Raw genomic sequence first — 12,916 nt, 5'->3', positions numbered from 1 at the left:
CCCTATTATAATTTGACAAACCAACCACTATAACCAGCATTCCATGCCCCAATAGCTTTCGCCTGTGCAATCTTGTTAGCTGATACGGTATTACTAAAAGCTGTTGCACTTTTTCCGACTTTTGCCCAGCTATAATGTCTTTGATTTATTTGGGCATTATCATGCGCAGTAGCTTTAGTAATCGTCGGATTAAATCGTTCGATATAATTCGTATTCCAACCACCAGAAACGAAAACCTGTGCCGAAGCAAAAGCTGTTCCAGAGATAAGTGCAGTCCCCAGTACTAAAACCGATACTTTTCTCTTTAGATTTCTGCGTCTAATCAGAGCGCGTGTCATTGTAAGTTCCATTGTGTTCCTCCTTTAAATATTAATAAGCTAGCTAAAGTCTCCATCAGAGCGCTAGTGCTTTTTTTCTGATAAGACAATGTAATACTTTTTGTTTGCGCTTTCTTTATTGTGATTATAGTCTTAATTAACTTGTTTGTCAATATTTTAATTTTATAAACACTTTTATTTATTAAATGTAATTTATGAACAAGTGTAGTATTCAATCAATTACTTTCGCTAAACAAAAAAAGACCAAAATGGCCTTTTTATTTTCATCAAAATAAATGTAAAATAAATTTTAAAGTAAAGAGAAATGGAATGATAAATCCCCAACCCACCTTATAAATTAACTTCAATGTCCGTTTGTCATCAATTTCATGTTTTGCTTTTTCTTCCATCTTTTTGTCACCTTTGAGCAACGTGTCCAAAGAACAATCGAAAATTTCACTAAGTAAGATAATTTGGTCTGTTGTTGGTAGTGATTTTCCTGTCTCCCATTTTGAAATTGATTGACGAGAAATATGCATTTTTTTCGCCAATTCTTCCTGACTGAGATTTTTCATTTTACGATTTTCTTTGATTATCTGAGAGATTTCCATGTTGCCTTCCTTTCATGCTTTAAGAGTATCGTTTTTTATTCTTCAACTCAAGCATTTTTAGGTTGCAAAAATGCACCGATTCGGTGCATTTCTTCATTTCATTTACAAGGTTTACACGTTGAAACGGAATTCCATAATGTCGCCATCTTGACCAACATATTCTTTTCCTTCTTCACGCAAGCGACCGGCTTCACGAACAGCTTTTTCTGAACCGTATTTAAGCAAATCATCATAAGACATAGTTACTGCGCGGATAAAGCCTTTTTCAAAGTCTGTATGGATAATTCCTGCCATTTGTGGAGCTTTCATTCCACGTTTGAAGGTCCAAGCACGGACTTCTTTTTCACCAGCAGTAAAGTAAGTGGCCAGGCCAAGAAGGTGGTAAGCTGCACGAGTCAACATATCAACACCAGATTCTTTTAAGCCAATTGCTTCCAAAAATTCTGCTTTTTCATCATCTTCCAACTCTGAGATTTCTTCTTCAACACGAGCAGAAATCACAGCAACTTCAGCATTTTCAGTCGCCGCAAACTCACGAATTTGTTTCACGTATTCGATATTATCAGGTTCGCCTACTTCATCTTCTGAAACATTAGCTACATAAAGAACTGGTTTACTTGTCAATAAGAACAAGCTTTTAAGAACCTTTGTTTCATCTTCGTCAAAGTCAATTGTTCGTGCTGATTTACCATCTTCAAGTACCGGTTTGAGCTTTTTCAAAACATTAAATTCTGCGACCGCATCTTTATCTTTTGCCGTACGAGCAACTTTTTCAACACGCGCATAACGTTTATTGACTGATTCTAAATCGGCCAAAATTAATTCAAGATTAATTGTTTCAATGTCTGCCATTGGATCAATAAAAGCATCTTCACGATTATTTTCACGCATTACATTTTCATCATCAAAAGCTCGAACAACGTGAATGATGGCATCTACTTCACGAATATTGGCAAGAAATTTATTTCCTAGACCTTCTCCGCGTGAAGCCCCTTTAACAATCCCAGCAATATCTGTAAATTCAAAAGTTGTCGGAACAGTTTTCTTAGGTTTAATCAACTCTGTTAACTTGTTTAAACGTTCATCCGGTACTTCTACCATCCCAACATTTGGGTCAATTGTTGCAAAAGGATAGTTTGCAGCTTCTGCGCCTGCTTTTGTAATTGCATTAAAAAGAGTTGATTTACCAACGTTTGGTAAACCAACGATACCTGCTGTTAAAGCCATGTTTTATATTCTCCAAAATTAAGATTAATTAGTTCTAATTATACTGTAAATCGCCTAAAAACACAATAAAGGCAAGGAAAATCATAGAAAATCTCTAAGTTTACAAGTTTACACAAGGCTCGTAAACAATAGAGCATGTCATCACTAGCCTTTATTTTAAAGGCTTGCCACAAAATGTTACCCTAAAATACCACCTATGTTCTTGCTTTTAACTTCGCTTTAGTTGATAATGAAATCAGAAACAAATCACTAAATCACCCATTTAAATTTAAGGAGAAAAAATGCTCGGAGAAAATTTACAAAAAGCTCGTCTTGCCCAGAAGCTCACACAAGAAGAAGTTGCAAAAGAACTTTATTTTAGTAGACAAGCCATTTCACGTTGGGAATCCAATAAAACTGAACCAAATTTTGAAACATTGATTGCCCTAGCCGAATTATATGAATCAGATTTATCAGCTTTTGCTCAAGGAATTGAACCACAAAAAAGAAAGAAACATATCAACCTATTTGCTGGTTTTGGCTTAGTCTTTTTTAACTTCGTTCTTGGTTTCTGGTTGATAATTACTACTGCTTTGATTCTTTTGGCTCTCTATGCTATTATATTAGCTTTATTCCTTGCTCCATTTATTATGATTTTCGCTGTTGCTACTCATAACCCACATATTACTTTTGGGAATGCGAATGGAGCAACAGGTTTAGACTGGTGGTACTGGTTAGTTGCGATTATCGCTTGTTCGCTGATGGTTCTTGTTAGCCCTTTGATTTGGCGATTTACAAAGTTACTTTACTTTTGGCTTATTAAATACCTCAAATTTAATCTCAAATCGGTTTATAATTAAAAAAAGGGCTCACTTGAGTACCTTTTTTATTTTTTTATTAAAGTCAAAACGACTCATCATCACTTCATGATTGCAGTTTGTACATCTTATCTTGATATCTGCACCCAATCTAGTGATTTCCCAAGCATTTGCTTTTTTACCAGTCGCCTTAACAGTGCAGGCATGAGGTTTCTTCATCTCGACAATCGAACCTAATTCATATTCCAGCATTATCTATCCTTTCTATACAATTCCTGTCATTATAATCTAATCATCTAGTTTTTCAACAAAAACTTGCTGAGGGCCTCCTAATAAAATGAGATACTTGTCAACTTGGTTGACATCGTAGGCTTTTTTCAAAGCCTCACTATAAAGATTCATCTGATCTCTATAACGCTCTTTTATTTCAGAAATAGCTGAAGAACTTGTAAATCTATCCGTCTTATAATCAAATAGAACGATTTTATCAGTAAGTTTAACAAATCCATCACAAATTCCCCGAACAATATACTGCTCTTTAGCAAATTCATCTGTTCTCAACATTGAAAATGGTGCTTCTTTAACTGTTTTATCAACATTTTCCGATAAAAACTGACCGAAATCTGTATCAAACAAAGTCAAAATTTTAGCAATATCAATTTGATTTTTTATTTTTTCATCAAATCCCATTTCATCAAGTGTCGCTTGAAAACTAAATAAATCTGCTTGAGAAAAATCTGCATACTGCATAAAACTATGAGTTGCCGAACCGATTTCTGCAGCAGTAACTTTCTTAGGACCAAAATCAGAAAAATCTAGCTTTTTGACCCGAGTAAATTCACTTTTCGGTTGAATTTCACCCACTTGTAATTGTTTTTCGTAGCTTCGTTTTTTAACCTGACTTGGTGTTTGAATACTTGAAAGCTCTGTTGCTGCTTGATGTGGATATTCATAATTCATAATTTTTTGAGCTTTTTGTATTTCATCAGAATAGGCCATGATATTATCAAATTTTTCCGATTCTTCGACCAATTTTTTGAAATCAGGTTGACTTGTAAATTCAAGTTTTTCTGCTTCCAACTCTTCTTTTGTGTAGACATTGAGTTTCATCGGAAGTTTTGTGGCATTTTGAAGCGCCAATATCCAGTGTTGAAAACCGCGACTTGAATTACGAAATTTATCTTCTAAAATCTTCCCTTCTAAACTTGCATTATCATAAAGGTCAAGTCCTGATTTTTTATCTGTTTCTTTTATTTTTCCAACAAGATAAAGTTTTTTCTTTGCTCGTGTAAATGCAACATATAAAACACGCATTTCTTCTGAGAGAGCTGCTCTTTGTTTTAAGTCTTTATTCACCATATAAGGGAATGTTTCCATTTTCACTAAAGCATAAGGGAAATCAGTTATAACATCTGCTTCATCCTTTAAATCAGCAATAAGCTTCATTCCTAAACCATTTTCACGACTTAGGATAACATCTTCTTTCAAATCACGATCGTTGAAACGAGATTGTAAATTCATTAAAAAGACATAATCAAATTCTAATCCTTTTGATTTATGGAAGGTCATCACTCGAACAGCATTTTGAGGAAGTTTTATATTAACAGAAGCTAAATCATTATTTTGTTCCATAAATTTGTTGATTAATCTTACAAATTTAAATAATCCTTTATAACCAGAACTTTCATATGATTCTGCTCGAACCGCTAAGGCTTGTAAGTTCGCTTGGCGCATTTCACCATTTTTTAAGGCACCAACATAGTCAAAATAGTAGGTTTCGGTATATATTTTCCAAAGTAAATCATGAATTGCAACTTGGTTTACAAGTTTACGCCACTCTGTAAACTTCTTATAAAATGCTTTAAGCTTGTTCTCTAAGGAAGGATTGATAAGTTCTGGATTTTGTCCTTCTTTATTAAGTGACAAAAGAATTTTATCCCAAAATCTAAGGTCATGGCTTCCTTGAGTACTGATTCTAGTTAATTCATCTTCATTAAATCCAAATAACGGAGACCTTAACATCGCAACCAATGATAAATCATAGAGTGGATTATCAATTGCTCGTAAAACGTCTAGCATAATTAAGACTTCCATTGATTTCAAAAAATCAACTCGACCTTCATCAAGAACGACCGGAATATCGTAACTAAGCAGAATATCCTCAATTTTATTATTATTTGATTTAGAACGAACCAAGATTGCTATATCTTTTGGTTCAACTCCAGCTTCAATCAATTTTTTTATTTCTTGAGCTGCTCCTTTAATCTCTCCATCCGAAATTCTTACTTCGGATTCATCTGTTTCTTCATCACTTGTATTTTCTTTGTATAAAAGAAGTTCTGGATAAAAATCTTTCTCAGATTCAACTGGATAATCAGTAATATTTCCTTGAACTAATGCTTCTTCTTTGCCATAAGTCATCTCACCTAATTTTTCATCCATCAGGTGTTTAAAGATATCATTTGTAAATGTTAAAACCTCACCACGTGAACGAAAGTTTTCTTTTAAGCGAATTAGTTGATTTGGATTTTCTGTCTTGGCATAGTCTTTATATTTTTCTAAAAAGAGGCCAGGGTCAGCTAAACGAAAGCCATAAATTGATTGCTTAATATCACCAACCATGAAGAGATTATGTCCATTCGATAAAAGCTCCAGCATTCGCTCCTGAGTGTGGCTGGTATCCTGATACTCATCAATCATGATTTCATCATAATGTTCTCTTAAAGTTTCACGTATATCTGGATTTTCCTCTAAAATTTCGATGGCAAAGTGTGCAATATCAGAGTACTCAAAGGCATTTTCATTCTTTTTACGTTCTAAATAACTTTGGTAAAACTCAATAACAAATTTTTGTAAGTTTTCTGCGATTTCAAATGCTTGATTTTGATATTTTTCAATCAACTGACCATGTTTTATTTTATCAACAAACTTCCGAATTTCTCCAGGTTTGGATTTCGAGCCCACTAAGTCTTGTTTTTGTGCTGAAAAATCTTTTTTCAGAGCCGAAAGTATTTCATCTTTTGAAGAACCCACTCGAATATCTGTATCTATTGATAAAAATAGTTCTGTGAAAGTTGCAAAATCTTTAGTGGTTATTGCTTCTAAGAGTTCATTTTTATTATCTAAAATAAGATTGGCCTTATCACGTCCAGCTCCTTTTTTAGCAATTACTCCATTGGTTAATGAAGTTTCTAGAAGTTCAAAAAATATCAGTAAATTCTCTTTTATATCTGCTGAAAAATCTGCAGACAAGTCTGTCAGTGATTTATATGTTTCAAAACCTTTTAAAAATTGATTTTCTAACCACTTTATTGGATTTTCGGTTGCTGACGCAAAACGGTAAATAGTGTAAACTACTTTTTGAAAACCAGCAATATTTCTGTCTTTAGAAAAATTTTTTATAAGTTCTTCAAATTTTTCTTTTGAAATATTCAATCCATCATCTTCTGATAGATAAGACTCAACCAATTGTTCAAAGACTTCTTGTCTAATTAAATCACTCTCTGTTTGATCAGCTAAGATTCGGAAATTCGGGTCAATATTTACTCGATTGAAATTCGTTTTTGTCAATTTTTGGGTGAAACTATCCATAGTTCCAATATCAGCATTTGACAGGTTCTGTAAAGCAAGTGTCAACCTACGAGCTTGATTTTCATCAGAACTTTCTTGTCTGGCTTTTTTTAAATCTCGCTCAAGCCGCATCCGTAATTCGCTTGCTGCTTTTTTTGTAAATGTGGAAATGAAAAGTCGATCAATTTCAATTCCTTGTTTGACTTTCTCGACAATTCTTTGAGCCATAACAAAAGTTTTTCCGGAACCAGCACTCGCTGAAACTAGAATATTCTTACCAGAACTATGAATGGCTTCATTTTGCTCTGGAGTTAATTTTACTTCACTCATTTCGCCCTTCTCCTTTTAATTCTGCTAAGATTTCTGCTTGAGATTTTTGACCAATTTCACGACTGTGATACTTCATGTGTACATTTGCTTCAAATCGACAAATAGATTTAAGCGGACAGTAGCGACAACCTCGAACATTACCTGTTTGATCAATCCCTTCGGAGCGTTTCATAATTGGATTTATTGCAATCTGACCGCTCTTAAGTCGCTGACCAGCATGCTGATAATGATTTTCATTCAATTTTAAAAGCTGTTCAAATTCTTCTTGATTGTAAATATTAGATTTTTTTACAGTAATATTTTCTATTGCTTTAATTTGGTCAGCTGCCTCTTCCAAAACTAAACCATCATAGCGCATTGATTCTTTCAATAAGCCAGCAATCTCTGATAAATGATTGATTTCTGATAAGTTAATTGGTTGATTTTTAAATTGTAAATAAAGAGCACCCCATATTTTTTGATTCGGAAAAGCTTCTTTAATCACGTCTAAATAGGTCATAAATTGTAAACTCAGACCGTCATAAGCATCCTGTAATTTAAAGGAATGAGCACTTGATTTGTAATCTATAGCTCCTAAATAATCAGAAGAAAGTTGGTCCAAACGGTCAATTCTTCCTCGTAAGTAAATATCGTCAACAGAAAAATTACCTAATTCACTTTTTGGTAAGCCAAAACTACTTTCTGTCAGTAAAGTTTTAAGTTCATCAGTAGAAACTGTTTCCTTTAAAACTGTTGCAGTCTGTCTAACAATTTCTTCTAAATTGGTCCAAGTAAATCTTGCTGTTGCATCCTGAGTAAAATAACGAGAGTAATTACTGTCAACATCATGTAAAACTTTTGTCAATTTTTCATCAAAATTTTCAGCTGACAAAGCTTCTTCTTGCATGACTTTTTCAAAAACTTCATGGAAAAAGTTACCGACAATTTTGGAATTTATATCAATATTTTCAAAAGTTTCCAGACCCAAAGTGGTCTCTAAAAAGTACTGATATTCACAGTTATAAAAGCGTTCAAAAGAACTGACAGAAGCATAAAGTTTATCACCATAAATTTTGTCTAAGGTTTCTTTTGATAAGTTGACCGTATCAATATCTTTAGCTAAATCCAATAATATTTTTTGAAAATCAGGATTTGACTTAACTAAGATTCGGAAAATACTAGACCAAAAAACTCTTTTGTCATCATTTTTTTCTTCAGTTTCAACAAGTTCACGCTCAATTTTTCCAATCATAGAAATCACTGAACGACTGTTTCCAATGTGCTCTAAGCTTTCAAAAAGATTGACTTCTTGAATTTTTTGAAGAATTTTTTCATCCGAATGATTCAAAAATAATTGGAAAACTGGTGAAAATTCTCCTTGCTCATTTGCCATAATTTGTGGCATGGACAAAACTAAAGTTTCTTTTGCTGAATTCACTAAAGAAAGGACTGTAAACTGATTTTTTTGATAGTTGACAACATTCAACTGTTCAATAAACTGATTTTCATCAGTTGTTTGATTGATTACTAGTCGTTCTTCATCGGATAAAAGTGTTGAATTTTTCTTTATTCTTGGAAAATTGGTTTGACTCAAACCAATGGCATAGATATATTTATTAGTTTTAGGTTCAACAAGTTCATAATCTTTGATATTTACAACATCAACGTTTGCTGGAATTTGTCGATATTTCGCATTTTTCAATCCTGCTAATAAAATATCTAAAAACTCCACACTTTTCAATTTTTCATCAGAAAAAACAGCCAAAAACTCATTCAATATCGAAATAAGCATTTGCCAAACTTGTTCATGTTTATCAGCCATTTGGTGCTTATTTTCAGATTCTGCTTCTGAAAAATAAGTGTTCATATTGGCCATTACATTTCCATTTTCAAGTAAAACTTGTAAATCAGAAACCCATTTTTTTCCTGTTTTTTGCCGATTTGTCCCCAAAAAGGCTTGTAAAGGAGAATCATTTCCCAATAAGTTTTCGCGAAGTTGATTCACTAATTCAATTTTAGAAAACTCACTTTCATTGAATGCTTCCGTAAATTTTTTTCGACCAGAAATCTTATATTTTTGAACATAGTATTCAAAGTAATCAATGACTTCTTCATCTAGGTTGACATCAGTGTAAACCTTACTTTTTAGAAGATTGACAACATCATCTGTCCGATAATTATTCTTTTTAATTGAAAGTAAACTTTCAAAAAAGATAACCAAAGGATGCTGACTCATTGATTCTTCTTGGGCGTAGAAAAATGGAATCTCGTAAAGTTCAAAAATTTCTTTCAAAGTAATTTCATAAGCAGCTGGATCGCCTACTAAAACTGTAAAATCTTTGAAAAAAGCCCCCTGACTTATTTTTTGTCTAATTTCCTTTGCGACACCTTCAATTTCAACTTTTTGATTTTCGGCTTCCCAAATTCTGAAATATTTTGCATCAGCAGAATTTATTTCAATATTTTGATCAGAAATGGCAAATCGTGAATCCAAATCGAGTAATTTTGTCAACTTATTGTAAACTTCATTGACAGATGAAAAAGCCATTTTTCTTAGTTCTACTGGAAATTTACTGCGAAAACGCCCAATCATTTGACTCGTACTGATATAAATTGTTTCAGATCCGGCTGTCAGTGAATTATCATCACTATAAGTTCCAATGACAAAACGTGCCACTCTATCTTGAATACTTTCAATAAAAAGCTCTTCTTCGGCAGAAAATCGAGTATATCCATCAATGACAATTGTCACATCTTTGAGTTGAAAATCAAATTCCCCATCAGCAAGACGACTAGTAAAATCACCAAATTCTGAGTAGTTAGCATAGTCATTTGCTAATTTTTCTTCAAATCTACTTAAAATCTTTTTTAATTCTTGATTTTTAGGGCTGTCAGGTAAATTTTCTACTGACAGATTTGCTGTCAGTAACTCTGTTCTTAACTGAATTAGCATTTCCAAAAAACCAGCAGAATCCTGTAGAGAAAAATACAGCGGAATTTCTTCTTTTGAAAAACTCCTCAAAACACGTCGAAAAAGCATTGAAAGGCCTGCTGTGCCCAACTCTGTCTTTGTTGTCGCTTTTTTTCGCTTATCAAAATAATAAGGCAATTGCTTAAAACGAGTGACGAGTAAGTCAAAAACTGCTGCATCACTTCCCTTAGCCAAGCGCTCTAAAATTTCTTTCTCCTTCTCAAATGACATTGAAGAAGGCACAATGTAATAAACTTTTCGATTTTTTCCAAGTTCTTCAAGAGAAATCTCTAATAGTCCCTCTGTTAAATCTTGTGTAATTTCAGTATATAAAATTTCCATAAAAAATAGACCTAACTTTCGTTAAGTCCATTATAACAAAATCTAAATTTACTGACAGACATTTTCGTCAGCAAATCTAAGCTGACAAAAGAGCTGTCAGTAAAATTAATTTGTACGTACTGGTGTAATCAATTGAACAAATCCAGATTCTTCATTACGTGGTTGTAAAGTGAACGGACGAACATTAGAAATAAAGCGAATACGAACTTCTGGTGCTTTAATCACTTTCAAAGCATCAATCAAATATTCAGGATTAAAGCTGATTGCTAAGTCATTTCCTTCTTTTGATAAGGCCGTCAATTCTTCATGGACAGAACCGACCTCAGGAGAGTTGGCTGTGGTTACTACAGAATCACCAGAAACCGTCAATTTTACAGTTCCATTAGTTGTCATTACTGTCAACAAACGCGCACGATCCATTGTATGACGCAATTGCGCAGCATCAAAAACTAAATCTAAAGTATAATCAGCTTCATTTGGAATTAAACGATTAGTATCAGGATAAGATCCTTCAATCAAACGACTATAATAACTAATTGTTTCATTTCTAAAAAGCATTTGGCTTCCACTAATGAAAATTTCAATCTCTTCTTCATCATTTGTGAAAACATTTTTAAAACTATTGATTGATTTACTTGGCAAAATAACATCAAATTTTAATTCTGAATCTTCTAAAGGCAATAAACGTTGACTCATCCGATGTGAGTCAGTTGCGACTGCTTTTAATTCTCCAGTTGATAAAGTTTCTAAATGAACACCTGTAAAAATTGGACGATTTTCTTGAGTACTTACAGCAAAAACTGTTTCTGTAAAAATTTCTTTAAGTACTTTAACTTTCATTTTCAATGAAGAGCCTTCGGAAATTTCTTGTAAATGCGGATAAATTTCTGAATCCAGGCCTTTTAAAGTAATTTCTGACTTACCAGAAGTTAACAAAACTTGCTTTTGTTCTTTTTCAGTAAATTCAAGAGTGACTTCTGGTAATTGACTTACCACATTTTCAAAGAAAGCAGCTTCTAACAAAACTGAACCAGTCCCTGAAATAAGCATACTTGCATCTTTATTATCAACAGGTAAAAAATTCTTGATTGAAATTTGACCATTTGAACCAATTAAAGTAATTCCATTTTCTTCAACTTCAATTTTTAACTTTGTTAAAGCAGGAATTGTTACTTTAGAACCAATTGCTTGTTTGGTAATTCTCAAAGCATTTTGAAACGCATTTTTATTAATTGAAAATTTAATCATGAGATTCCTTTATAATTTCTTTTTATAAATATAATAGTAATAGTAGTAGGTCCTGTGGATAATCTGTATAAGACAAATCCACTTAGAAGTATAAGCTTTTCCCCTGTGGATAATTAAAGAATAAGCATTTTATAAGTCCTTGAGTTTTCCACAGTTTTAAAATTTACGTTTAATGCTATCGATGTCTTTTTGAACATCCATATCATTTTTCATCTTATCCGAAATTTGTTTATAAGCATACATTACCGTTGTGTGGTCACGGCCACCAAAAGCAGTTCCAATTGCCGGAAGACTTGTACCTAAAAGTTCTCTGACAAGATACATCGCAATCTGTCTTGGAAAGGCAATTTCCTTAGGGCGCTTAGGACCAACAAGATCTGAGAATGAAATATGATAATAATTAGCAACTTCATCTTGAATTTTTTTAATAGTAAGATTTGATAAAGATTGCTGAGTTGCATTTTTTAAAGAACGCAAAGCCTGACTTGCTGTCTCAATATCGACCACGGCAATGCCATTTGCTCGAGCCACAAATTCGACTCGATTTAGAGCGCCCTCGAGTTCTCGAACGTTTGAATCAATCTGACCAGCAATATAAGATAGAGTTTCACTCGGAAATTCTAAACGACTTGATTCAGATTTAATCAAAAGAATAGCCATCCGAGTTTCATAGTCAGGAGCCGTAATATCAGTAGTCAAACCCCAAGAGAAGCGTGAAACCAAGCGATCTTCCAAATTATTTAATTCTTGCGGAATACGATCAGAAGTTAAAACAATTTGGGAACCTTTATCATAGAGTGCGTTGAAGGTATTGAAAAATTCATTTTTCGTCCCCTCTTTATCACTGAAAAATTGCACATCGTCCAATAGAAGTAAATCTAAATTACGATAAGTATTTTCAAAATTCTCCATTTGGTTTTTTCGCGTTGCATTAACATAGTCGTTAACGAAATTCTCCGAAGAAACATATTTAATTCGAGCAGTCGGATTGTCAGTCAAAATCTGATTTCCAATTGCATGCATTAAATGCGTCTTACCTAGACCAGCTCCACCATAAATAAATAGTGGATTATAGGTATCACCAGGTTTATCAGCAACAGCAATTGCCGCAGCCAAAGTCCAACGGTTACCAGGACCTTGCACAAAATTTTCAAAATTATATTTCTCGTTGAGACCACTAACCAAAGGAGAAGCGGGTTTAGCAGTAGAATGCGGCTGCTCTTCAATAGAAGATTGATTATTTAAACGATGAAGTTCCAGTTCAGTTAACTCATCATTTGCATAGAGTTCATAATCAATCATCCGACCAAAGACCTCAAATCCCGCCGTTGTGATCAAATCGGACTGTTTTTTCCAATAATCTTTTTTCATTCCACTATCAAGCAAGATATTGGCAGTATCTTGCTCGACAGACATTAATTGAGCAGGCTCAATAAAAAAATCATAAGCTTGTTTACCGATACTCTGCCGAGCTAGTTCGGTTACACGGGCCCAAAATTTTTGATTTTCATTAAGGGATGCCAT

Annotated in this window: 9 protein-coding genes; 1 reads left to right on the top strand and 8 read right to left on the bottom strand. The window is 33.5% G+C overall.

The features are described from left to right. Positions 1-5: 5 nt before the first annotated feature. From PYW37_RS00045 to ychF, 3 genes are all read right to left on the bottom strand, one after another. Positions 6-350, bottom strand: a complete 345-nt coding sequence (locus PYW37_RS00045; RefSeq protein ID WP_012896907.1) for a hypothetical protein — start codon at positions 348-350, stop codon at positions 6-8. A 254-nt stretch (positions 351-604) separates the two neighbouring features. Next, entirely contained in the window at positions 605-928 is a 324-nt protein-coding gene (locus tag PYW37_RS00040) for a helix-turn-helix domain-containing protein (RefSeq protein WP_010905027.1), read from the bottom strand. Between the two features lie 111 nt (positions 929-1,039). After that, a complete protein-coding gene (ychF, locus tag PYW37_RS00035) occupies positions 1,040-2,155 on the bottom strand; it encodes a redox-regulated ATPase YchF (RefSeq protein ID WP_015425597.1) in 1,116 nt (371 codons plus the stop codon). A gap of 281 nt (positions 2,156-2,436) precedes the next feature. Here ychF and PYW37_RS00030 point away from each other — a divergent pair, with 281 nt between their 5' ends. Then, complete coding sequence (locus tag PYW37_RS00030; protein ID WP_023189452.1) at positions 2,437-2,994, top strand: helix-turn-helix domain-containing protein; 558 nt, start codon at positions 2,437-2,439, stop codon at positions 2,992-2,994. 9 nt (positions 2,995-3,003) lie between these two features. Here PYW37_RS00030 and PYW37_RS00025 read toward each other — a convergent pair whose 3' ends face one another. The 5 genes from PYW37_RS00025 to dnaA form a co-directional block, all read right to left on the bottom strand. Then, positions 3,004-3,204, bottom strand: coding sequence for a DUF951 domain-containing protein (locus tag PYW37_RS00025; protein ID WP_003132155.1), 201 nt, complete (start codon positions 3,202-3,204; stop codon positions 3,004-3,006). Between the two features lie 36 nt (positions 3,205-3,240). Then, positions 3,241-6,852 (bottom strand): helicase-exonuclease AddAB subunit AddA, encoded by a 3,612-nt coding sequence (gene addA / locus PYW37_RS00020; RefSeq protein ID WP_023189451.1) that lies wholly within the window; start codon positions 6,850-6,852, stop codon positions 3,241-3,243. After that, entirely contained in the window at positions 6,845-10,144 is a 3,300-nt protein-coding gene (gene rexB / locus PYW37_RS00015; RefSeq protein ID WP_023189450.1) for an ATP-dependent nuclease subunit B, read from the bottom strand. The genes addA and rexB overlap by 8 nt, the downstream gene beginning before the upstream one ends. A 105-nt stretch (positions 10,145-10,249) precedes the next feature. After that, positions 10,250-11,392: a DNA polymerase III subunit beta gene (gene dnaN / locus PYW37_RS00010; RefSeq protein ID WP_003130856.1), complete on the bottom strand. Its 1,143-nt coding sequence runs from the start codon at positions 11,390-11,392 to the stop codon at positions 10,250-10,252. A 156-nt stretch (positions 11,393-11,548) separates the two neighbouring features. Further along, positions 11,549-12,916, bottom strand: a complete 1,368-nt coding sequence (gene dnaA / locus PYW37_RS00005; protein ID WP_015425593.1) for a chromosomal replication initiator protein DnaA — start codon at positions 12,914-12,916, stop codon at positions 11,549-11,551.

Source organism: Lactococcus lactis, from assembly GCF_029023865.1.
Lineage (GTDB): Bacteria > Bacillota > Bacilli > Lactobacillales > Streptococcaceae > Lactococcus > Lactococcus lactis.
This window is presented reverse-complemented; position numbering and strand designations above follow the sequence as displayed.

What these genes read in the sequence shown, in the direction of transcription:
- addA (WP_023189451.1), bottom strand. Translation starts at nt 6,852, where the DNA reads ATGAGTGAAGTAAAATTAACTCCAGAGCAAAATGAAGCCATTCATAGT.
- dnaN (WP_003130856.1), bottom strand. Translation starts at nt 11,392, where the DNA reads ATGATTAAATTTTCAATTAATAAAAATGCGTTTCAAAATGCTTTGAGA.
- ychF (WP_015425597.1), bottom strand. Translation starts at nt 2,155, where the DNA reads ATGGCTTTAACAGCAGGTATCGTTGGTTTACCAAACGTTGGTAAATCA.
- dnaA (WP_015425593.1), bottom strand. Translation starts at nt 12,916, where the DNA reads ATGGCATCCCTTAATGAAAATCAAAAATTTTGGGCCCGTGTAACCGAA.
- rexB (WP_023189450.1), bottom strand. Translation starts at nt 10,144, where the DNA reads ATGGAAATTTTATATACTGAAATTACACAAGATTTAACAGAGGGACTA.
- PYW37_RS00045 (WP_012896907.1), bottom strand. Translation starts at nt 350, where the DNA reads ATGGAACTTACAATGACACGCGCTCTGATTAGACGCAGAAATCTAAAG.
- PYW37_RS00030 (WP_023189452.1), top strand. Translation starts at nt 2,437, where the DNA reads ATGCTCGGAGAAAATTTACAAAAAGCTCGTCTTGCCCAGAAGCTCACA.
- PYW37_RS00040 (WP_010905027.1), bottom strand. Translation starts at nt 928, where the DNA reads ATGGAAATCTCTCAGATAATCAAAGAAAATCGTAAAATGAAAAATCTC.
- PYW37_RS00025 (WP_003132155.1), bottom strand. Translation starts at nt 3,204, where the DNA reads ATGCTGGAATATGAATTAGGTTCGATTGTCGAGATGAAGAAACCTCAT.